20 protein-coding genes are annotated in these 22,637 nt (G+C 44.5%); 13 read left to right on the top strand and 7 right to left on the bottom strand.

Annotated elements, in window-relative coordinates:
* Positions 1 to 9: 9 nt before the first annotated feature.
* From rpoZ to sbmA, 3 genes are all read right to left on the bottom strand, one after another.
* Complete coding sequence (gene rpoZ / locus O1D97_RS13865; RefSeq protein WP_269126464.1) at positions 10 to 234, bottom strand: DNA-directed RNA polymerase subunit omega; 225 nt, start codon at positions 232 to 234, stop codon at positions 10 to 12.
* Between the two features lie 57 nt (positions 235 to 291).
* A complete protein-coding gene (gmk, locus tag O1D97_RS13860) occupies positions 292 to 915 on the bottom strand; it encodes a guanylate kinase (protein ID WP_269126462.1) in 624 nt (207 codons plus the stop codon).
* Between the two features lie 214 nt (positions 916 to 1,129).
* Positions 1,130 to 2,431 (bottom strand): peptide antibiotic transporter SbmA, encoded by a 1,302-nt coding sequence (sbmA, locus tag O1D97_RS13855; RefSeq protein WP_428981129.1) that lies wholly within the window; start codon positions 2,429 to 2,431, stop codon positions 1,130 to 1,132.
* 462 nt (positions 2,432 to 2,893) lie between these two features.
* Here sbmA and O1D97_RS19955 point away from each other — a divergent pair, with 462 nt between their 5' ends.
* Positions 2,894 to 3,112 (top strand): AraC family transcriptional regulator, encoded by a 219-nt coding sequence (locus O1D97_RS19955; RefSeq protein WP_428981130.1) that lies wholly within the window; start codon positions 2,894 to 2,896, stop codon positions 3,110 to 3,112.
* The gene (locus O1D97_RS13850; RefSeq protein ID WP_269126460.1) at positions 3,070 to 3,723 is read left to right on the top strand and encodes an AraC family transcriptional regulator; all 654 of its coding nucleotides are present in this window, start codon (positions 3,070 to 3,072) and stop codon (positions 3,721 to 3,723) included. Before O1D97_RS19955 ends, O1D97_RS13850 begins: the two co-directional genes overlap by 43 nt.
* Before the next feature lie 26 nt (positions 3,724 to 3,749).
* Here the strand turns inward: O1D97_RS13850 and O1D97_RS13845 are convergent, their stop codons facing one another.
* Together O1D97_RS13845 and O1D97_RS13840 are read right to left on the bottom strand one after the other, a co-directional pair.
* The gene (locus tag O1D97_RS13845) at positions 3,750 to 4,814 is read right to left on the bottom strand and encodes a zinc-binding metallopeptidase family protein (protein WP_269126458.1); all 1,065 of its coding nucleotides are present in this window, start codon (positions 4,812 to 4,814) and stop codon (positions 3,750 to 3,752) included.
* Positions 4,815 to 4,956: 142 nt separating this feature from the next.
* Positions 4,957 to 6,165, bottom strand: coding sequence for a bifunctional alpha/beta hydrolase/OsmC family protein (locus O1D97_RS13840; protein ID WP_269126456.1), 1,209 nt, complete (start codon positions 6,163 to 6,165; stop codon positions 4,957 to 4,959).
* Between the two features lie 173 nt (positions 6,166 to 6,338).
* Here O1D97_RS13840 and O1D97_RS13835 point away from each other — a divergent pair, with 173 nt between their 5' ends.
* Entirely contained in the window at positions 6,339 to 7,283 is a 945-nt protein-coding gene (locus tag O1D97_RS13835) for an SMP-30/gluconolactonase/LRE family protein (RefSeq protein WP_269126454.1), read from the top strand.
* Positions 7,284 to 7,378: 95 nt separating this feature from the next.
* Complete coding sequence (locus O1D97_RS13830; protein ID WP_269126452.1) at positions 7,379 to 8,101, top strand: siderophore-interacting protein; 723 nt, start codon at positions 7,379 to 7,381, stop codon at positions 8,099 to 8,101.
* Positions 8,102 to 8,198: 97 nt separating this feature from the next.
* Here the strand turns inward: O1D97_RS13830 and O1D97_RS13825 are convergent, their stop codons facing one another.
* The gene (locus O1D97_RS13825; RefSeq protein WP_269126450.1) at positions 8,199 to 9,266 is read right to left on the bottom strand and encodes a substrate-binding domain-containing protein; all 1,068 of its coding nucleotides are present in this window, start codon (positions 9,264 to 9,266) and stop codon (positions 8,199 to 8,201) included.
* Positions 9,267 to 9,509: 243 nt separating this feature from the next.
* Here O1D97_RS13825 and O1D97_RS13820 point away from each other — a divergent pair, with 243 nt between their 5' ends.
* From O1D97_RS13820 to O1D97_RS13805, 4 genes are all read left to right on the top strand, one after another.
* Positions 9,510 to 10,034, top strand: a complete 525-nt coding sequence (locus O1D97_RS13820; RefSeq protein WP_269126448.1) for a formate dehydrogenase subunit gamma — start codon at positions 9,510 to 9,512, stop codon at positions 10,032 to 10,034.
* On the top strand, positions 10,031 to 11,599 hold the full coding sequence (locus O1D97_RS13815) for a formate dehydrogenase beta subunit (RefSeq protein ID WP_269126447.1): 1,569 nt from the start codon (positions 10,031 to 10,033) through the stop codon (positions 11,597 to 11,599). The genes O1D97_RS13820 and O1D97_RS13815 overlap by 4 nt, the downstream gene beginning before the upstream one ends.
* 1 nt (position 11,600) lies before the next feature.
* On the top strand, positions 11,601 to 14,471 hold the full coding sequence (gene fdhF / locus O1D97_RS13810; RefSeq protein WP_269126445.1) for a formate dehydrogenase subunit alpha: 2,871 nt from the start codon (positions 11,601 to 11,603) through the stop codon (positions 14,469 to 14,471).
* Positions 14,472 to 14,586: 115 nt separating this feature from the next.
* Entirely contained in the window at positions 14,587 to 14,817 is a 231-nt protein-coding gene (locus O1D97_RS13805) for a formate dehydrogenase subunit delta (protein WP_269126443.1), read from the top strand.
* 835 nt (positions 14,818 to 15,652) lie between these two features.
* Here O1D97_RS13805 and O1D97_RS13800 read toward each other — a convergent pair.
* Positions 15,653 to 16,591 carry a LysR family transcriptional regulator gene (locus tag O1D97_RS13800; RefSeq protein WP_269126441.1) on the bottom strand — a complete coding sequence of 313 codons (939 nt, stop codon included), beginning with the start codon at positions 16,589 to 16,591 and terminating at the stop codon, positions 15,653 to 15,655.
* Between the two features lie 195 nt (positions 16,592 to 16,786).
* Between O1D97_RS13800 and O1D97_RS13795 the strand changes: the two genes are divergently transcribed.
* The 5 genes from O1D97_RS13795 to O1D97_RS13775 are packed head-to-tail and all read left to right on the top strand — an operon-like array spanning position 16,787 to position 21,876.
* Complete coding sequence (locus O1D97_RS13795; protein ID WP_269126439.1) at positions 16,787 to 17,716, top strand: tripartite tricarboxylate transporter substrate binding protein; 930 nt, start codon at positions 16,787 to 16,789, stop codon at positions 17,714 to 17,716.
* Between the two features lie 3 nt (positions 17,717 to 17,719).
* Entirely contained in the window at positions 17,720 to 18,301 is a 582-nt protein-coding gene (locus tag O1D97_RS13790; protein ID WP_269126437.1) for a tripartite tricarboxylate transporter TctB family protein, read from the top strand.
* Positions 18,302 to 18,311: 10 nt separating this feature from the next.
* Positions 18,312 to 19,811, top strand: coding sequence for a tripartite tricarboxylate transporter permease (locus tag O1D97_RS13785; RefSeq protein ID WP_269126435.1), 1,500 nt, complete (start codon positions 18,312 to 18,314; stop codon positions 19,809 to 19,811).
* 5 nt (positions 19,812 to 19,816) lie between these two features.
* Complete coding sequence (locus tag O1D97_RS13780) at positions 19,817 to 21,019, top strand: CaiB/BaiF CoA transferase family protein (RefSeq protein ID WP_269126433.1); 1,203 nt, start codon at positions 19,817 to 19,819, stop codon at positions 21,017 to 21,019.
* Positions 21,019 to 21,876, top strand: coding sequence for an HpcH/HpaI aldolase/citrate lyase family protein (locus O1D97_RS13775; protein ID WP_269126431.1), 858 nt, complete (start codon positions 21,019 to 21,021; stop codon positions 21,874 to 21,876). The genes O1D97_RS13780 and O1D97_RS13775 overlap by 1 nt, the downstream gene beginning before the upstream one ends.
* Positions 21,877 to 22,637 lie beyond the last annotated feature (761 nt).

Below are 22,637 nucleotides of genomic sequence, written 5' to 3'. Positions count from 1 at the left end.
CATGAACTTTTAAAACTCGTGAATAGGCTGTTTTTTGATATCAACATTTCCTGCATTTACTAGGTTTTCTGCAATTTCACGTAGTGCTACGACAGTCACTTTATCATTCTCAACATCGACTTTTGCTTCTTCACCACCAGTAGCTAGTTGGCGAGCACGTTTGGATGCAATCATTACAAGTTGAAAGCGGTTTTCTACATTTTCTAAGCAATCTTCTACTGTTACGCGAGCCATTCTAATTCCTATTTTTACAGATGATATAAATAATGTTCAATTCTACTTAACCGCTCATTATAATGACAAGAGATCATTGATAAGTTTGCTATGTTTTTGTTCAATTATGCGTTTTTGAGTGCGCATTGCTTTAAATATGGCACTCATTTCGACTAAAGCGGTCTGAAAATCGTCATTTACAATGACATAGTCATATTCGTTGTAATGTGACATCTCACTGACCGCCTTTGCCATGCGTCGATTAATCACGTCTTCAGAATCGGTTCCTCTATCTCGTAAACGATGTTCGAGTGCTTCTGTTGACGGAGGCAAAATAAAAATACTGATTGCATGTGGGTATTGCTGACGTACTTGTTTCGCGCCTTGCCAGTCTATTTCAAGGATGACATCTAGGCCTTGATCTAACATATCAAAGATGGCTTTTTTGGACGTGCCATAGTAGTTATCAAATACTTGGGCATGCTCGAAAAAGGCATCATCAGCAATCATGTCTAAAAAGTCGTCTACCTCAACAAAATAATACTCTCTTCCATTTTCTTCTCCAGCTCGGGGCTCTCGTGTGGTATGAGAAACTGAAATTTTCACTTGGGCATCATCAGCAATTAATGCCTTGTATAAGGAAGATTTTCCAGCACCCGACGGCGCTGAAAGAATAAAAAGGTTTCCTTTTGATTGATTCATTTGATTATGAGTTCTCTATGCAATCAGTGAATTTATTACCACGGAAAGAGAATAATAGCATAATAAATACAGAGTAAAAAAAGCTTATCTAATTTGTTTTCGAGCGCTATGTAGAAGTAATAGGCAGAAGCTTGAGGTGTCGTAGTAGAGAGTAATGTAAGGGAAGCTTCTAATGTAATTAAAGAAGCCTCCCTTACGGAAGACCTTATTGATTTTATTCAGTAGAATTATGTTTTAAATACATTTGATCAATTTCAGGTAAAGGTTGATCTTCAATGGCCGCCTCAAACGCTTTCAGACGTTTATAGATAGATTGTAGTTCAACAATAGTTGTCCAAGAATTTACTAAGAATTGAAAAGAGGATTCAACTTGATTAAATGCATTGGTTACACGTTGCATCACGCCAAGAGTAAAGGCCCCTGCAATGATGGATGGGGCTAAAATGACTAATGGCATAAAATTCCCTGCCTGCAAGTACCCATAGCGTACGATATTAAAGTACAGGTAATTTTTATAAAGTCTAAAGTAATTTTGGCGAATATTACTAAATAATTCTTTTAGTTCAGGCGGTTGCGCTCTATTCTCATAGTCTTCGCCATACACCAACTCTTTACGAAAAGCCGCTTCGACGCGTTGATTCTTAAATTCTAACCCTGGCAGTTTAAGACCCGCTAGGGCTAATAAAAAGGTACCAAAAATAGACCAAGTGATAGCAACAAACACCAATGCTTGTGGTACTTCTCCTATTAGAGGTAAAGAAGTTACATAAGACGATAGACCCCATAGTATGGGGAGGAAGGCAATGAGTGTCATAATGGAATCGAGGAAGCGAACACCAAGTCCTTCCATAATAGAGGCAAAGCGCATGGTATCTTCTTGAATCCGCTGCGATGCCCCTTCAATATGACGTACTTGCTCCCATTTACTGGTGTAATAGTCATTCATGGCCGTACGCCAGCGGAAAACATAGTGACTGACAAAAAAGCTATTGAGTACGGCAACCGTCACCGCAATCATAAGTAATACCACTACCGAAGATAGCTGGCCATAATATTCTTCTGCCGTAATACTTTGTGGTTCTGATAAGGCGCGTTGAATTAAATCGTAAAAGCTTCCATACCATTCATTTAACATGACACTGACTTGGACTTGAAACCAAGTAATGAAAACAATGATGCCAGACCCAATAACGGACCAACGTCCCCACTTTTGCCCTCCATAAACCATCCAACCACCGACAAAAAGACCATAGCAGAGCAGCATATATTGATATAACCACAGGTCGAGGGCACTCGCAAAGGCGGTGTTATACAGCGCTTGTGCAGCGGCATCGGCTTCTTCTGCTAAAGCCTCAGGAAACCCATGCCCAAAGAGGCTTCCTAGACTGAGCGTTGGCCCCCAATCTTGAACAAATAGATACCAAGAAACAACAGACAGTAATGCCCAGACGGCAAAGCTGAGGAAAAATAATTTTGGCTTTGGAAAGAAAGAAAAGAACACCTTAGTTATACTCACATCAGATGACAGATGAAATTCGACCTAAATAAATAAGATAGTTTATTTAGACAACCGCTCGTCAGCTTACACTAGGCCTATAAGAAGGACAATTAAGGCATGGCATCTTGACGAATTGTTTATAAAAATCAGAGGAAGGAGGAGGAAATAAGAATCTATCTCCTAATCAGATAAAATGTATGGAATTAAATAGAGGCAAGCATCAATTTGTAAGTTTACTCGTTTGCAGTGTCTAGAATTCAATATTAGTCCCTAGCTTACAAAGGGTTGAAGTAAAAAAAATCTTGGAATGAGCAACTTTGGTCAGGAGAGGATTAGGCTATCGCGTTAATCTTTTGTCTTCAGTGGGTGTTTGAAGTAACGATTTTAAATGGCCCTAGTTAAATATGATTGTTTTCAGTGCTGACTACTGGATATAGGAAGAGACAATTGACATCACAAAACCACTCTTATGATCAACGGATGCAAGCCGTTTGTGAATACATTTATCAACATCTCGATGATGATTTAACGATAGAGCAATTGAGTGTCGTTGCTTGTTTTTCAAAGCATCACTTTCATAGGCAGTTTTCACACTACATGGGGATGAGTACGGCGAAATTTATCCAGCAATTACGGTTAAAAAAGCGTCTTATGAATTGGTCTTTCAAGAGGACAAATCCATTATTAATATTGCGATGACGGCTCGTTTTGAATACCCGGAATCTTTTTCTAGAGCGTTCAAAAAGCGTTTTTTTCAATCTCCCACTGAATTTCGTAATCAACCTAATTGGCTATTATGGCATCAAGCGTATCAGCCTATAGAAAATCGAATGGAGCAAATGATGGATGTAAAAATAACGCAGCTGGAAACCATAAATGTAGCGGTTTTAGAGCATCATGGTGCCGCCGAAAAAGTGATGGAAACGGCGGGTAAATTTATTCAATGGCGTAAGCAGACAGGGCTATCTCCTGTACTGACAAGTAGAACCTTTGGCATTATTTACCATGATCCTGATGAGGTGCCCGCAGACGCATTTCGTTTTGATATTGCCGGTGAAGTCAATGAGCCCATAGAGCAAAACGACTTCTCGGTGGTGAACAAACAGATTGCGGGTGGACGTTATGCGGTGATACGTCACTTAGGGTCCCATGACCATCTAGGTAAAGCCGTTTATTACCTATATGGAACCTGGTTACCGCAAAGTGGGGAAGAGTTAAGAGATGAACCTTGTTTCTTTCATTACCAAAACTTCTTCCCAGAAGTAGAAGAACATCAGTTAATTACCGATGTTTACCTGCCAATTAATTAATTACCTGTAGGCAAAGGAATGCCAACCTATAATTGCTGTAGGAGCGAATGGATAAAATGCAGTTTCTCTCTCACACTGGGCACCAATACAAAGGGATACAAATCCGGTTGTCCCATGCCTCTGTTTAAGCTATTTACCGCAAAGGTTAAAGGCATGTATTGCGCTAAGATATCGTCAAAATTGTTGTGCTCATAGGGTGTAATGTTAGACACGACGTTAAGGCTACTCAACTTCTCCGAAGGAGGGCACAAGCTCACCCCAAGTTGCGTTGTCGTTTCCAATGTATCGACAATATGTAGATAGTGCGCCCAAGTTTCTGCCCAATCCTCCCATGGATGAGAAGAAGCGTAAACACTGATATAGTTTTCTTTCCAGTTCTCATTTGGGGTTTCATAATGTACTTTTAAAGAGTCAGCATAACTGACTCGTTCGTCCCCAAACAGTTGTCTAAATGCTCTTAACCCTTTTCTGTTTTTCAGAATTAAACGATCCCAATAATAATGACCCACTTCATGGCGGAAGTGACCAATAAGGGTACGATAAGACTCATTTAAATCTTCGCGCATTTGCTCTCTTTCTGAGCTATTCGCTTCGGACGCATTAATCGTAACTTGGCCAAGGGCGTGGCCGGTTGTGGATTGGGCGTCTTCAGGAATGACGTTATTTTCTGAAATAAAATCAAATGACAAACCGGTTTCTGGTTCATCCTGCTTACTGATTAAGGGTAATTTTAGTCGCAGTAGAGAATACACTAAGCGGTGCTTGGCAAATTCTAATCGCTGCCAAGCGGTACGTTCTTCGATTTTCCCTAAATTAGGGATGTGACGATTTAATTCGCAAGCTTCACAAAAGGTATCGTCACTTGCGATATCTACTAACCAATTACACACGTTATGCTGGTGGTTTTCGCAATATTTCCAACGCCTTTCATTGTTCGTATCGGCGAGTGCAACATAGGCATCACCATCCAATTCTAGGGCGCTTAATTCAAGTTGGTCCGCAAGAAAGCCTAATTCAGATTTGCATTGTTCACAGTGCGTATTTTCGAATAACAAGATTTGAGCGCATTTCTGGCAATTAAATAATTTCATGCTGTTCCTACCACTTCTAAAGTGTGTATAAAGGAATTAAATAGACTGTCAGTATCGGCTTTTTATACGAAATCGCAATGTATATTTTGCCTAAAAAGTAAGTTTTTAAAGGCCTACTTTTCTGACACTTACGTTAGTAAAACTAACGCTTATTAACCAAGGTACTAACGACTTTCGGTGCGTTATGTAATGTTTTATGGACGGGGCATTTATCAGCAATCTCCAACAAACGAAGACGTTGCTCATCCGTTAAGTCCCCAATAAGAGTAATGTTACGTGTAATGGCTTCAATCTTTCCCGTTTGCTCGCTGTCATCACAGTCCTGATGGTAATCTCGAGTGTGTGCCAGTTCTACTTTGATATGATCTAAAGGCAGGTTTTTACGTTCAGCATACATGCGTAACGTCATGGAAGTACAAGCTCCTACACTGGCTAGCAGATGATCATAAGGATCTGGACCTAAATTACGACCACCTACTTTTAAAGGTTCATCGGCGAGCCAGGTGTGATCTTTGGTACTGACAAATTGGGTAAATGCATGGTCTTTTTCTTCTACTAAGACAGAGCCATCTGTGAGTATGGGTTGGTAGGCCGTGCTGTCATTGTCCACATAACGGGTTGACCATGAAGCAATGACTTCAGCAACATAATCAGAGTCCGCTTTGTTTGTTAACAAGTGATCGGCGTTATCAAGGCTAATAAAGCTTTTAGGGTGTTTGGCTGTTGAGTAAATTTTTTCCGCTTCCCGGATATTCACTACTTCATCAATAGGAGAGTGCATAATTAACACGGCTTTTTTTAAGAGACTGATATGGTTGCGATCATAGTGAGCCAGATCCTCTATGAATTGCTTTTTAATGGTAAATTGTCGTCCTGCCAAACGGACAGAGGCTTTGCCTGATGTGTTTATTTCCTCTAAATGGGCGGCAAAATTATGGACTACATGCTGAGCATCTGAAGGCGCACCAATGGTTGCAATCGCCATGGCCTCTGGAATATGTTCGGCCGCGGCTAAAACCGCTGCACCGCCCAAGCTATGACCAATTAATAATTGCGGGGCATTAAAGTGGCTTCGTAAATGGTTGGCCGCGGCAATTAAATCTTGGATATTCGATGAGAAGTTGCTGTTTGCAAAATCACCGTCACTGTTGCCTAACCCGGTAAAATCAAAACGTAAAACGGCAATACCCTGCTGGGTTAACGCACGACTGATACGACTTGCCGCCGCAATGTCTTTGCCACAAGTAAAACAATGGGCAAATAAGGCGAAGAATTTAATGGGACTATCTGGAAGTTCGAGTTGACCTGCTAGTTCGATGTCCCCACTTTTGAATGAGATTTTTTGACGCATATTGTTGCCTTCTTTGTTAGATTACACAAAAGGGTAATCGCAGTTTATATTGTCTTACTGCAATACTAGGACAGTTTTGGGCGTTTAACCTAGGCGAGAACGCGCAATGAATAAGTAACTAATCAGGATTTAATCTCTTTAATGGTTGGTATGACTGGATAGGATGTACCGTAATGATTGAACAATATGATCCTCTAGCAAAAACCTTGTTTATCGATGGCTGCCAGCTAGAAAAAATCAGCCATGGTGCTGTTTGGAATGAAGGTCCTGTGTGGTTGCCTGAATCACAAACGCTTTTATGGAGTGATATACCAAACAACCGAATAGTAAGCTGGAACCAACAGACCGGGTCTTCTGTGTGGCGCTCGCCCGCTAATTTTACCAATGGCCACTACCTTGATTTGGAGGGGAATCTACTGCATTGCTGTCACGGCGGTCGTTGTATTCTAAAAACCAATTTAAGGACGAATCAGGTAACCACGCTGGTTAGTCATTATCGAGGCAAACCCTTAAACTCCCCGAATGACCTAGTGGTGAAAGCGGATGGCAGTATTTGGTTTACCGATCCCCCTTATGGCATCTTATCTGATTACGAAGGCTATAAAGCGGATGTGGAACAAGCGGGTAATTTTGTCTATTGCTATTATCCAAAAACCAATCGATTGACGCTTGTCTGCGATAGTATGGAAGGGCCGAATGGGTTAGCATTTTCAGTAGACGAGTCGCAACTCTACATTTCAGATACCTCCATTACTTTACCTGATCAGACCATTGGTCATCATCATATTATGAGGTATGACGTTAGTTCGAATACCTTAGGGGAGTATCAGTTAACCAACGGTGAGGTGTTTATTGAGATCCATCCTGGTGTTGCTGATGGCTTTCGTTTGGATCGAAACGGTTGGATTTTCTCTTCTTCAGCGGAAGGCATTCATGTCTATCACCCTGATAGAAGGCTGCTTGCTAAAATTTTAGTGCCTGAAATTGTATCAAACTGTACCTTTGGTGGTATGGAAGGTGACACTTTATTTATTACGGCATCAAGCTCGGTGTATCGTATTCGACTCAATACGGTTGGAATACAAGCGTACCAATGTGGATCTACTGTGAGCAAATAAGTAAAGAAACAGGATTTAGGCGAGAGGTTTTGTCTTTTAGTTTGTAATAGGTTTAAAATGAGAACAATTCTTATTCGTCTTAATTCGGAGTTACTATGAAAAAGCCAAGAAATTTGAGTGTTGTACGGAAGTCGTTTGTTACACCTCATATGATACGGGTCACATTAGGAGGGGAGGACGTTCAAACTTTGCCTCAGGATCAAGAAAGTGCCTATGTAAAGTTGATTTTTCAGGAGCAAGACAAACGCCTGATGAGAACGTACACCATTCGTTCTCAAAGAGCTGAAGAAATTGATATTGACTTTATGCTGCATGAAGACGGAGGCCCAGCGTCTACATGGGCGAAAGAGGCTAACGTAGGTGATACCATTTTAGTCGGCGGGCCAGGCCCTAGAAAGATGATTGAGACCAATGCGGACTGGTATCTGTTGGTTGGTGACATGACGGCGTTACCGGCAATCAGTGTGAATTTAGAGTTTTTACCGGATAATGCTAAAGGCTATGCTGTCATAGAAGTGGTTTCAGAAGCCGATATTCAAACGTTAAAGCACCCTGAAGGTATGGATATTAAATGGGTGATTAACGCTTCCCCCGGTGAAAATGATCAAGCTTTATTAGAGCAAGTTAAATCCCTTACATGGTTAAATGGTCAAGCCTCTGTTTGGGCCGCTTGTGAATTTAATAGCATGAAAGCTCTACGTCCTTTCTTTAAGGTGGAAAAAGAGATCGCTAAAGAAAACCTCTATATTTCGAGTTATTGGAAATTAGGTAATAACGAAGATCAACATAAAGTGATTAAACAGCAAGATATTGAGTAACGGGGTTGTTAACCAGGTGAAATGTCCCACAAAACGCCATCCTAAGTGACTGTGACTGGGGTTCTGTGGGCTCTTGTCTAAGGCAAGTAGAAGGAGCTTAGCCTGGCATAAAATGCGAAATATCTTCAATTACCCCTAAATGCTTCCCTTCATAACCCGCTAATGTATGTATTTTTTCATGGAAGGCGTTGCTTTCAATGGTTCTAATGAATTCGACCATAGCGGCTTTGTTTAAGCTTTTTTGATGACAAACGAAGACATAATCTTCTGTGCAAATAGGGATAAAGCGGAGGCCAAACTTATGTGCGGCTTGCTCGACACCAAATCCCGCATCGGCCATATTAGACGCAACATAGGCGGCGACGGCCGAATGGGTAAATTCTCGGTTGTTGTAACCAATAATATGCTTGCTGGAAAGCGTATTTTCTAAGAGTAATTGATCAAACAAGGCTCGGGTTCCTGAGTCTTCTTGGCGATTAATGAAGCGTACACCATTCGTCGTGAGATCTTCTAAGCAATTGATCTCTAAAGGGCAATCTTGACGTACCATTAAACCCTGTCGGCGAGTGATGAAGCGAATGATTTTATGGGCCCTTGGTTTGAGCAATTGTTGATACTGTTTAAGCAGCTTCTTAATGACGATGCCACTTGGCACATGAAATCCCGCAAGGTCACAAGCATCACGATTTAACGCCGATAATGCTTCTAAAGGGCTACTGTATTGTAGGTCTAATTGTAGCTCAGTACAGGCATCAGGTAATAAAGCAACGGCATAACCATGGCTGGCTTGGATGCGCAGTAGCGGGGTTAAATTGACCAAGGCTTTTTGAATCTCAATATTTAATTCTGAGGCTAAGCTTTCCATTTGTGGTTGAAAGCGAGCGGATACCCTTTGTTCTGCCCACAAGAGCTTTTCCCCTAGCGCCGTTAAATAAGCCCCACGCCCCTTTTCTAATGAAACTAATGGCGTGCCAAAAAAATCAGCCCATTTATTGAGTAAATTCCAACTGTGACGATAAGAAATGCCTGCGCTTTTTGATGCCGCGGTGAGCTTTTTATGATGGTAAATTTCGGCAAGCAAGCGAAATAATTGAGGGTCTAGCGTGTTACCCGCTTCATCTCGGAAGAGCCACGCGGGGTCAATATGGATGCGTTTTGACGTCATATTTATCCGATCTATTTGAGAGTGATTATCCTTTCGTAGAAGGTATAGACAGGCCTTCTTAAATAGGATGTTTTGTGCATATATAAATTAGAATATAGCACTTTATCCATTAAGAATAGCAGCTTATAAGTATTAAACGTATATATGCACATATTTTCATATTTGTAGAGTGAGTCGACAGTGGTAACTTAGGTCGATAACTCAAACCTTACGCTTCCGACGACTGCTGGATAGGTAATAAAAATGACAAACCGCACCCAATGGAATTTAGAACAGGTGACGCAAATAATTGCTTCGCTGAAAGACACGCCTGGAGCCATGCTTCCTATATTGCATGGCATTCAAGACACCCAAGGCTATGTGCCGCCTGATGCGGTTCCCATGATAGCGGAAGCCTTAAACCAAACACGTGCAGAAGTGCATGGAGTGATCTCTTTTTACCATCTTTTTCGCACCACACCGCCAGGTAAACATGTCGTACAAATTTGTCGTGCTGAAGCGTGTCAAGCTCGAGGTGCTCGAGCGCTAGAGGCGCATGTAAAAGCAAAATTACACATAGACTATAACAACACAACATTAGATCAAGAGTTCACCCTAGAGCCGATTTACTGTTTAGGTAACTGCGCTTGTGGCCCTTCTATTCGAGTGGATGATGACATCGTGGGTCGAGTAACAACGGATAAATTTGATTTGATAGTGGATGAATTAACAACAGTAGCGTTGGATTTAGCCCCGTTAAACCCTGTTAGACAGGAGAAAAAAGCATGAGTATTAAGGTTTATGTACCTCGTGATACCACAACCCTTTCTTTAGATGGCAACAGAGTGGCCTTGGAAATTATTAAAGAAGCGGAATCTCGTGGTGAAGACATCCAGCTGATTCGCAATGGCTCCCGTGGTGTGTTTTGGTTAGAGCCTATGGTGGAAGTGGAAACGAATCAAGGTCGAGTCGCCTATGGACCCGTTGAAGTGCGTGATGTTACCCGCTTATTTGATGCTGGTTTTTTAGCTGGAAGCGATAGCCATAAATTGTCTTTGGGGAAACCAGAAGAACTGCCTTACCTTAAAAAGCAGCAGCGCTTAACCTTTGCCCGTGCAGGTATTATTGATCCGGTTTCCATAGACGATTATAAAGCATTAGAGGGTTTTAAAGGGTTAGCAAGAAGCTTACAGCTGACCGGTCAAGAAATTGTTGATGAAGTGAAAGCGTCAGGTCTACGAGGACGTGGAGGCGCCGCTTTTCCAACAGGCATTAAATGGCAAACCGTGCATGACTGTCCACCGGATCAAAAATACATTGTGTGTAATGCCGATGAAGGGGATTCAGGCACCTTTGCCGATCGTATGGTAATGGAAGCCGATCCTTTTATGTTGATTGAGGGCATGACCATTGCTGGCTTAGCGGTTGGAGCGACTCAGGGTTATATTTATCTACGTTCAGAATACCCAGTCGCTTATGACATTCTTAAAGAAGCCATCGACAATGCTTATGCGGCAGGGTATTTAGGTAGCGATTTATTAGGCAGTGGTAAAACGTTTGATTTAGAAGTGCGTTTAGGCGCCGCCGCCTATATCTGTGGTGAAGAAACCTCCTTACTTGAAAGCCTGGAAGGCAAGCGTGGTTTAGTCCGCTTTAAGCCTCCATTGCCAGCGATTGAGGGATTATTTGGTAAACCGACGATCGTGAACAACGTTTTATCCTTAGCCGCCGTGCCTTATATCATGTCAGAAGGTGGTCAGGCATATGCAGATTACGGCATGGGTCGTTCTCGTGGCACCTTGCCTTTCCAACTCGCCGGGAATGTGCAGCAGGGTGGCTTGATTGAGTTAGCTTTTGGTCCAACATTACGTCAATTGATCGATGACTTTGGTGGCGGTACGGCATCAGGTCGTCCAATGAAGGCGATTCAAGTCGGTGGGCCATTAGGGGCTTATTTACCTGAGAGTCAATGGGATACGCCATTAGACTATGAAGCCTTTGCTGCCATTGAAGCCGTGTTAGGTCATGGTGGTATTGTGATTTTTGATGATACGGTCGACATGACAGAGCAAGCACGTTTTTCCATGGAATTTTGTGTAGAAGAGTCCTGTGGTAAATGCACACCTTGTCGAATTGGCTCAACTCGCGGAGTCGAAGTGATTGATAAAATTCGTTCTGGCGTCAATGTGGAGGCGAATCTAACACTCTTAGATGATTTGTGTGACACCATGATCCACGGCTCTCTCTGTGCCATGGGCGGCATGACGCCTTTTCCGGTACAAAGCGCCTTTAAACACTTCCCAGAAGATATAGACAAAGCCATCGCCCACTCTACGTCAGCCGAGGTACATTGATATGTTGCATTATTTTGAACCGACAAAAAGTGATCCAAATAAAGATTACGGAACGGCCGCTAGCCTTTCTAAAGAATTAGTAACATTAGAAATTGATGGCATTGAGGTAACGGTTCCTGAAGGCACATCCGTGATGCGAGCGGCCGCGATTGCCGATATTACGATTCCAAAGCTGTGTGCGACGGACAATCTGGAAGCCTTTGGTTCTTGTCGTTTATGTACAGTACAAATAGAAGGTCGACGAGGTTTCCCTGCATCCTGTACCACGCCTGTTAACGCGGGCATGAAAGTCGTAACGCAAAATGAAAAAATTGCCAAACTGCGTCGTAATGTCATGGAGCTGTATATTTCTGATCATCCGCTGGACTGCTTAACCTGCCCGGCTAATGGCGACTGTGAACTGCAAGATATGGCCGGTGCAGTGGGTCTGCGTGAAGTGCGTTATGGTTTTGATGGACATAATCATCTGGATGCGGAAAAAGACACATCGAATCCGTATTTTACCTTTGACCCAAGTAAATGCATTGTATGCTCTCGTTGTGTACGTGCCTGCGAAGAGGTTCAAGGCACCTTTGCCTTGACCATTGATGGGCGTGGATTCGACTCGAAAGTGGCCGCGGGACAGGATGAAAGCTTTTTAGATTCCGACTGCGTTTCCTGTGGTGCTTGTGTGCAAGCTTGCCCAACATCAACGCTGGTCGAAAATAGCATCATTGATATGGGACAACCAGAACACAGTGTGGTAACAACCTGTGCTTACTGTGGTGTGGGTTGTTCATTCAAAGCGGAAATGAAAGGCGATCAAGTGGTACGTATGGTGCCTTTCAAAGGAGGGGATGCCAACCAGGGTCATTCCTGTGTGAAAGGGCGCTTTGCCTTTGGTTATGCCACTCATAAAGACCGCATCAAAGAACCTATGATTCGCGACACGATTGATGAACCTTGGCGTGCGGTGAGTTGGGAAGAAGCCTTGACGTTTGCCGCGACTCGTCTAAAAGGCATTCAAGCGAAATATGGTCGCGAAAGCATCGGCGGTATCACGTCATCTCGTTGTACGAATGAAGAAACTTATTTAGTTCAAAAACTGATTCGAGCGGCGTTTGGTAATAATAATACCGATACCTGTGCTCGTGTTTGCCATAGCCCAACGGGGTACGGGTTAAAAACAACGCTAGGCGAATCGGCGGGAACACAAACCTTTGATTCCATTCGTCAAACGGATGTGATGTTGGTTATTGGCGCGAACCCAACAGATGCACACCCTGTGTTTGGTTCTATGATGCGTCGTCGTTTACGTGAAGGTGCAAAGCTTATTGTTGCGGACCCTCGTAAAATTGATCTTTTGAAAACTCCTCATTTAAAAGGCGCTTTGCATTTACCATTGCGTCCTGGTACGAACGTTGCGCTAGTGAATTCCATCGCGCACGTTATTATTGAGGAAGGCTTAGAGGATACGGACTTTATTCATGAACGCTGTGAAGATAAGGCGTATCAAGCCTGGCGCTCTTTTATTAGCGAGCCGATTAACTCTCCTGAAACGATGGAAAGCATCACTGGTGTAGCGGCTGAAGACGTTCGACGTGCGGCACGGGTGTATGCTGAAGGTAAGAATGGCGCCATTTTTTATGGCTTAGGTGTGACGGAGCACAGTCAAGGCTCAACCATGGTAATGGGGATTGCCAACCTTGCGTTAGCTACGGGTAATATTGGCCGCGAAGGCGTTGGTGTGAATCCATTGCGCGGACAAAATAATGTCCAAGGTTCCTGTGATATGGGCTCTTTCCCGCATGAATTACCGGGTTACCAACACGTTTCAGACGATGTGGCGCGTGGTAATTTTGAAGCGGTTTGGGGTGTTAAGTTAGACAATGAACCTGGGCTACGTATTCCTAATATGTTTGATTCTGCCATCGCAGGTCAATTTAAAGGCATGTACGTTCAAGGAGAAGACATTGCTCAGTCTGACCCAAATACGCATCATGTCGAAGCGGCTCTAAAATCATTAGAATGCTTGGTTGTACAAGATATTTTCCTAAATGAAACGGCGAAATTTGCCCACGTTCTTCTACCGGGTTCAACCTTCTTGGAGAAAAACGGCACCTTCACCAATGCGGAACGTCGTATTAATCGTGTCCGTAAAGTAATGCCACCGTTGGCAGGCAAAGAAGATTGGGAAGTCACAGTGGCGCTATCGAATGCGCTTGGTTACCCAATGGATTACCAGCATCCTTCTGAAATCATGGATGAAATTGCGCAGCTTACTCCTTCGTTTACGGGGGTCAGCTATCAACTATTGGAAGAACAAGGCAGTATTCAATGGCCTTGTAATGAAGAGCATCCATTGGGCACGCCTATTATGCATGAAGTGGACTTCCCTATTGGAAAAGGCAATTTTGCGGTCACGGAATACGTTGCGACTGAAGAGCGTGCGAGTCGTCGTTTCCCATTATTACTGACAACGGGACGTATTTTGTCGCAGTACAATGTGGGTGCTCAAACTCGTCGAACAGACAATCAAGTATGGCACGATGAAGATGTGCTTGAAGTGCATCCTCATGATGCAGAAGAGCGAGGCATTAAAGATGGCGATTGGTTAGGTATTAGTAGCCGAGCGGGTCATACCGTATTGCGTGCTGTTGTGAGTGAGCGCATGCAAGCGGGTGTGGTCTACACAACTTTTCACCACCCTGGCAGCGGTGCAAACGTCATTACTACCGATAACTCGGATTGGGCGACCAACTGTCCTGAATATAAGGTAACGGCCGTGCAAGTCGAAAAAGTCAGCCAGCCATCCCAGTGGCAGCGAGATTTTGTTGCCTTTGATAAAAAGCAGCAAGCGTTCCTTAAAAAACAGAGTCAAGTAGGCGCTTAAAACGGCATAATCAATTGATTGTGTCTTCTTAACAACCTATTGAGGACGCGCAAGGCCGCTGCCTCAATAGATTGTTTTTATCATAGAAAAGTTCAAGGTGAAGGAGAATAGCGTTATGGGTCATTCTCAGCTAGATCAATTAGTCAGCATGGCAAATCAAATAGCGGATAATAATGAGCACCAAGGCGATGAGAATGTAGTGGCCGCTTTTGTTGCGTTGCACTTAAAGCGCTTTTGGGCCCGTTCTATGAAGCAGCAGATCATTGACTACAGTAAAACAGAAAATAATCAGCTAAAGCCGATGGCGGCTAAGGCCATCGCGTTATTGGCAAAAGAATACGCTTAAAAAGGGCTGACGAACAAGATGACGGTAATCATACCCAGTGGATACATAGACGTACGAAATCCATTGGGTTGCTACTCCGTCTTCCAAAGGGCATGTAGGTCGCGTCTTTAGACCGACAACGCTATCTAGCGGCTCAAAATACCCTTTAAATACAAAAGCCTACGTCTTTTCTGCTTGCGTCACTGTCGTCGTCAGCGCAGAAAAGTCGTAGGTTTTTTTATGTATATAGTTCAAATTGTGGACTATCTATCACACCCACTTGGTTGTTCATTTTCTAAAGGGCAAGGTCGCGTCTTTAGACCGACAAACGCTATCTAGCGGCTCAAAATACCATTGAAATACAAAAGCCTACGTCTTTTCTGCTTGCGTCACTGTCGTCGTCAGCGCAGAAAAGTCGTAGGTTTTTTTATGTATATAGTTCAAATTGTGGACTATCTATCACACCCACTGGGTTGTTCACCTTTTAAAGGGCATGTAGGTCGCGTCTTTAGACCGACAACGCTATCTAGCGGCTCAAAATACCCTTGAAATACAAAAGCCTACGCCTTTTCTGCTTGCGTCACTGTCGTCGTCCGCGCAGAAAAGACGTAGTTTTTTTATGTATATAGTGCTAATAGCATCAACTTAGAGGTATGTGGACAATTTTAAATAAACTGTGTGCCTATAATTTTTTTTAATCTGACCGAATCTTGCTCGTTTTTCCACTTTTGAACTTTGTGGGTGATTTTATAAAAATATTAATTTTCAATGATTTATAAGGATATTAATGAGGTTTTAGATCCTATCTAAGCTGATGGCGATTCCTGTCGGTAATATCAGGCTGAAAGAGTGTAGATCAAAACTCTTTTTCTGTGATGCGGTCAAACTGCCAGGCTTCGTTCTCAGTAATGTTGAGCATAATTGTCTTCATTAAGTCACGGATGGCTTGTCGTGGTGAATCTGTCATTAGGCGTTTGCTTTCACACAGACAGATCTTACGTTGTACAGGTGGATTCTCGATGGCCACGCTAGAAAGTAGGTTATGTTCTATATAATTACGAATTGGTGCGTGAGAGAGAATGGAGTAGGCATGGCCCTCTAACGCCATTGTTAATAGGCCATAGGGTGTATCCATCTCATATACAACATTGAGATTAATGCCGGCATCGTTAGCCCAACGATCCAGAACCAGACGCAAACCATGAGGAGAGCGAGTCGAGGCAATGGGTAGTTGAGTCAGTTGTTTGGCTTCAATACTGCCGCTTTGCAGTAGGGGGTCATTGAGCTGTCCAACTAAGTGTAAGTTTTCACTTAAAAGACTCTCTGCATAATAATCGTCGGTTTCACTGACGTTAAATAATACGGCCAAATCTAGCCGTCCTTCTCGCAGTAAGCCGGCTAAATCACCACTCATTAATTCGGAAACGATTAACTTGATATCTGGGTATTTTTTCTTTGCTGTGACGATTAGCTCTGGCACAAAGATAGGACAGATCGACCCCGGTAGACCTATTTTAACCTCTCCGTATAAGGTGTCAGATGACGCACTGAACTCCCGTTGTGTCTGATTGGTTAGCTCTACAATCTGTCGAGCACGAATGGAAAATTTTTGTCCGGCAGGTGTCGCGTTTACCCCTCTGGGACTTCTTTTTAGTAGTTTGATTCCTAAGCGATCCTCTAGGATACGAACATGCTGACTCAATGCGGGTTGGGCGATGTTAAGTGAGCGTGCCGCACGGGAAAAACTACCCAGATCCAGTACCCGCAAAAAGCTCTTGATATGTTTTAGTTCCATTCTACTTCCCCTTAGTCTCTGGTTAATTTATTCAAATTACCAGATCGATCTATTATTTCAAATTAAAATAATTAGTATTTTAATATTGTATTTCTTTATATCTAGATGACTCTATATAGTTTAGAAGTGAGGTGCTGAGCTAATGCATCGTTCCCATTAGATAGAAGGATAATAAAAATGAAACTAATGACATTGATGAAGGGTGTACTGGGTACCTCTTTAATTCTTGGTATGACTGCCCCTGCGTTGGCTGAGTTTCCAGAAAAGCCGATCACTATGGTCGTAGGTTTTAAAGCCGGTGGCGGAAGTGACACGGCAGCCCGTTTAATGGCCTCTGAGTTAGAAAAATCCCTAGGCCAGAAAATTATTGTTACCAACCGAGGCGGTGCTGGTGGCGGTGTCGCAGCGGCCTATATTCGCCAGCAACCCAAAGATGGTTACACTATAGGTTTTGCCGTCGCGACGACCTTTGCCTTTGACCCTCTACTGGGGAATGTGGCTCACGGTTTAAACGATTTTAGCTATATTGCGGCTCCCCATGGTTATCGTAGTGTGTTTGTCAGTCCGATTGATGCCCCTTACAAGGACTTTAAAGGAATGATCAGCTACGCAAAAGAGCGCGGATGGCTGAACTATGCTTCTATTATTCCTCTGGATCGTATGATCATGAATTATATCGGCAAGCAAGAGGGGCTGAAGGTTAATATCGTACCGACCCGAGGTGGCGCTGGTGCCCGTCAGGCAGTACTGGGTGGACATGTGGATGTTAGCTTCTCAGGTTCAAATGCATTGCCAATGCACGAGCAAGGCGCAGTAAGAATTGTCGCATCTGCTTTACCGACAGGGATGCCTGATTATCCTGATATCCCTTCTCTAAAATCCCTGGGTTATGACATTTACTCTCGTAACTATGCGGTATTTTTTGGTCCAAAAGATATCGATGAACAGGCCCGTAAAAAGCTAGAGATGGCTATGGCTCGTGCCGTGCGTTCCCCGGTTTACTCTGATTATGTGCGTAATAAATTCCGTGGCCGTGAGATCTTTCTTTCCGGAGGTGAGTTAAAGGCAGAGCTTGAGATGCAAGCAAAGGACTTCCGTCATCTGCTTAAAGCGACGGAGGAGTAAGTTGTGAATAACGATTCCGCATCATTACCACCTGATAGCCCCCGTAGGGAGCTATCAGGATCAAAAAGAGATGCTTGGATTGGTCTCGTTATGATTTTGTTTTCTGGCTTAATGCTGTTATGGGGGATACCGGCACAGATTTCAGATCGAGGTAGCTTTGGCGTACCACCCAGCTTTGCTCCACGGGTACTCAGTGGCTTGATCCTTATTCTGGGTAGTTATTTAGTGCTGAGTAACTTCTGGGCTCTGATACCACAGCGCTCGAGACAGCAGCCAGCGCTGCAACAAACACCAAACCAGATATCTGATAAAACAGGAAAGGCACAGGAGCTGACTCTGGCCAACCTAGCACATCTAGCATTGTGTATCGGTTCGGGGGTTGGAATGTTACTGCTGATGAAGGTGATTGGAGATATATCAGGGCAAGCCAACTGGGGCTTTTTGATAGCAGCTCCTTTGGGTTTGATCGCTTTCACCGCAATTCACCGTGGCGCACCACTGAAAGCCTATCTGTTTAACTCGGTTGTGATGCCCTTGGTGATCTTTTCTGTTTTCTGGTTGGGCTTAAGCCTGCCATTACCATAGGAGCTGCCTGATGGACGTTATGATTAATGCGATTTTAGACTCCCTATCTCTGGCAACCTTACTATCCGTGGCATTGGGTGTAGTGCTGGGCATTATAATTGGTGCCATTCCTGGTTTGAATGCTCCTATGGCGATTGCTATTGCGATCCCTTTGACTTTTACCATGTCACCACTGTCTGCTATTGGTATGTTGATCGGGGTGATGAAAGGCGGCGGTTTTGGTGGTGCGGTAGGGGCTATCTTATTAAATACCCCCGGTGAGCCTCATTCGGCAGCCACCACCTTGGATGGTTATCCATTGGCTAGATCTGGTAAGCCACGTAAAGCGTTGCAAACTGCGCTTTACTCCTCGGTGATTGGTGATAGCTGCTCAGATATTGTGCTGATTTTATTGGCACCTACCCTAGCTATTTTTGCTTTGAAAGCGGGTCCGGTTGAGTTAGCGGCGATTCTAATACTGTCACTGACCTTAATCGCCTCGCTGTCGGGAAACTCCCTGGCAAAAGGTTTTTTTGCGACCGCTTTTGGTGCATTGCTGGCTACAGTGGGGATGGATCCTGAGACGGCGACACCGCGTTTCACCTTTGGTTATGTTGAGCTGTTTGATGGCTTACCATTGGCTGCCATTGCGATTGGTGTTTTAGCCGTACCTGAAATTATTATGCGCCTAGAAGAGGGTCGACATTACGGCAAACATAAGCCAACTCTACATGATCAACATAAAGGTGATGATCAATTAAAAACGAAAGAGTTTTTCGGCTTACGTAAAACTATTTTTCGCGGTGCTGCCATAGGTACAGTAATTGGTGCATTACCTGGACTAGGCACTACGCTGGCCGCCTTTTTAAGTTACGCCTCGGCCAAACGTTTCTCTAAAACGCCGGAACAGTTTGGTAAAGGCTCACTGGAAGGCATTGCTTCTACAGAGAGTGCCAACTCAGCAGTGTCAGGAGCTAACCTGATCCCTCTGTTAACCCTGGGAATTCCTGGCAATTTAACCGCGGCTTTGTTGGTGGGGGCTTTTCTGATTCACGGTGTGACCCCGGGACCAATGATTTTTGAGCGGGATGCGGATCTGATCTACGGCCTGTTTGCCGCCATGATTATGGCTAATGTGATGGTGCTGTTGATCGGTCGTACCGGGCTACAGTTTTTTGCTCTGATTACTAAGGTACCGCCTTACGTGATTTACCCAGTTGTTTTATTGCTCTGTGTGGTGGGTATCTATGTCTCTCAGGGCGGTTTTTTTGCAGTATGGCTGATGCTGGGCTTTGCCGTGTTAGGTTATCTGATGATCAAGCTGGATATCTCGGTGGTGTGTTTTCTTATCGGTCTGGTTTTGGGACCCATGATTGAGCTGTCGATTCGTCAGTCCGTGGTGCTGTTAAGTCAGAGCCCATCTTCCATTTTTGACTATGTTTTTGCGCTATCCCTACTATGTGCCACACCTATGGTGGCCTGGATTCTTATTCGAGACCGTAAGCGCGCGGGAAGCAACCAAAAGGAGTAGAAAACATGATAACGCCTTATCAACCTGACACTAAAGGTCCTCTGGAGGGCATTCGAGTGCTGGATATGACACGCCTGGCGGCAGGTAACATGATGACCCATATGCTGGCAGATTTTGGTGCTGATGTGATCAAAATTGAGCGCCCTGGCAAGGGTGACGACCTACGTTACTTTGGTGCGGGGGGGACCTGGTGGAAAGTTTATGCTCGCTCGAAAAAGAGTCTGACCCTGAATATCCGCAGTGATGAGGGTAAAGCTTTATTGCTTAAACTGGTGGAAACCGCCGATGTACTGGTGGAAAACTTCGTACCAGGCACTTTGGAAAAGTGGGGCCTGAGCCCGGAAAAGCTTTGGCAGCATCAGGAGAATCTGGTGATTGCCCGTATCTCCGGTTGGGGGCAAACAGGTCCTTATGCCCATAAACCGGGTTTTGGTACCCTGATTGAAGGTATGTCGGGCTTTGCTTCTATGACCGGCTGGGAAGATCGTGATCCTCTGCTACCGCCATTGGCACTGGCAGATATGGTCTCCGGCATGACAGGCTTTGGTGGCACCTTGGCGGCATTGTTGGCGATCAAGTCGGGTCAAGCTAAGGGACAGGTTGTCGATCTGTCATTGTTTGAACCGCTATTTGGCATTCTGGGGCCGTGGGCAGCGACCTATCAGGTTACAGGAGAAGTGCCCAAGCGCCAGGGTAACCGCAGTGATGTGGCAGCCCCACGTAATGTTTACCCCTGTAAAGACGGTAAACATCTGGCGATGTCAGCGTCGATGCAATCCATGTGGGAGAAACTAGCTCAGGCGATAAATCGGCCTGATCTGTTGGATGATCCTCGTTTTGCCACCCCTGGAGCTCGTATCGACAACGCCGAAGTGCTGGATGAGATTATCTCGGCGGTTATGGCAACCCGGACTCTGGAAGAGAACCTGAACTACTACGAGCAAGCAGGCGTCACCGTGGGGCCTATTTGTGATATTTCGGATCTGATGAACCATGAATATGTGCGGGGTCGAGGGGTATTACAGGACTTCGCCGATGTTGATATGGGGCAGGTGTCCATGCATAACGTTTTTCCTCGCTTGAGTGAAACACCTGGTGCTGTACGGGCTCCTGCTCCATCTCTGGGGCAGCATAATCGTGAGATTTTATCCGAGCTGGGCTTTAGTACAGCTCAGCAGTCTGAGTTAGTGGATCAAGGTGTTATCTGATGTGGAATTCTCTGCTTTTTATTCCTGTGCTTGAGGAACGTTTTATAGCCAAAGCCCCTGAGCGGGGTGCCAGTGCCATCGTTTTGGATCTGGAAGCCAGTATCGCACATGAGCGCAAAGATGAGGCCAGAGCCGCTCTATTTGCTGCGGTGGAGCATTTACGACCCCATACTCAAGTGACAGTGCGTATAAATTCTTGTTGGTTGGATGCCTATAAAGACTTAGAGGCATGCATAATTGAAGGGGTTTCTGCCGTACATCTGGCTAACTGCCAGTCCCCTGCTGAGATTGAGGCCATTGATGGCCTGATCTCTGAGTTGGAACAGGTCAGAGGACTTAAACCCGGAGCCATTCAGGTTGTGGCGATGTTGGAAAGTCCGGTTGGAGTACGACAAGCTTATGAGATCGCTACAGCTTCCGAGCGAGTTGTCGCCCTGACTCTGGGTGTTGAAGATTACGCCACTGAAATGGGTACTAAGGCCACCGAAAGCCTGTTAAGGCCTGCCGCTTATAACGTGATCCAAGCGGCGAGAGCGGCAGGGGTATCACCCTTGGTCGTACCGGCTTCAATGGCGAATTTTAGTGACTTTGAGGCACTGGAACGAGCGGCTGAATATGGTAAATCCTTGGGATCGGTGGGCGGTTATGCTGTACATCCAGGTCAGGTAGTAGTGCTCAATAAAGTGTTTACCCCTACTGAGCAGGAGATTAGCCAAGCAAAGCGTATTCTTGAGGCTGCCGAGCAAGCCGCTATTGAGGGTAAAGGTGTGTTTAAAGTGGATGGTTGTATGATTGATTTGCCTCTGATTAAGCGGGCGGAAGCCTTATTAAAGTCGGTACCGAAAGCATTTTGCTAGGGCATGTAGGTCGCGTCTTTAGACCGACAACGCTATCTAGCGGCTCAAAATCCGCTTGGAATACAAAAGCCTACGCCTTTTCAGCTTGCGTCACTGTCGTCGTCCGCGCAGAAAAGGTGTAGGTTTTTTTATGTATATAGTTCAAATTGCGGACTATCTATCACACCCACTGGGTTGTTCATCTTCTAAAGGGCATGTAGGTCGCGTCTTTAGACCGACAACGCAATCCAGCGGCTAAAAATACCCTTGGAATACAAAAGCCTACGTCTTCTCGGCTTGCGTCACTGTCGTCGTCCGCGCAGAAAAAACGTAGGATTTTTATGTATCTAGTTTAAATTGTGGACTATCTATCACACCCACTGGGTTGTTCATTTTCTAAAGGGTATGTAGGTCGCGTCTTTAGACCGACAGAGCCATCTAGCATCTCAAAATACCCTTGGAATACAAAAGCCTACGCCTTTTCAGCTTGCGTCATTGTCGTCGTCCGCGCAGAAAAAACGTAGGATTTTTATGTATCTAGTTTAATTGTGGACTATCTATCACACCCACTGGGTTGTTCACCTTTTAAAGGACATGTAGGTCGCGTCTTTAGACCGACAACGCTATCTAGCGGCTCAAAATATCCTTGGAATACAAAAGCCTACGCCTTCTCGGCTTGCGTCACTGTCGTCGTCAGCGCAGAAAAGACGTAGGATTTTTATGTATCTAGTTTAAATTTTGGACTATCTATCACGCCAAGCGTATGAGCAAGGAGCGTTATC

Source organism: Marinomonas phaeophyticola, assembly GCF_026966905.1.
GTDB lineage: Bacteria > Pseudomonadota > Gammaproteobacteria > Pseudomonadales > Marinomonadaceae > Marinomonas > Marinomonas phaeophyticola.
This window is presented reverse-complemented; position numbering and strand designations above follow the sequence as displayed.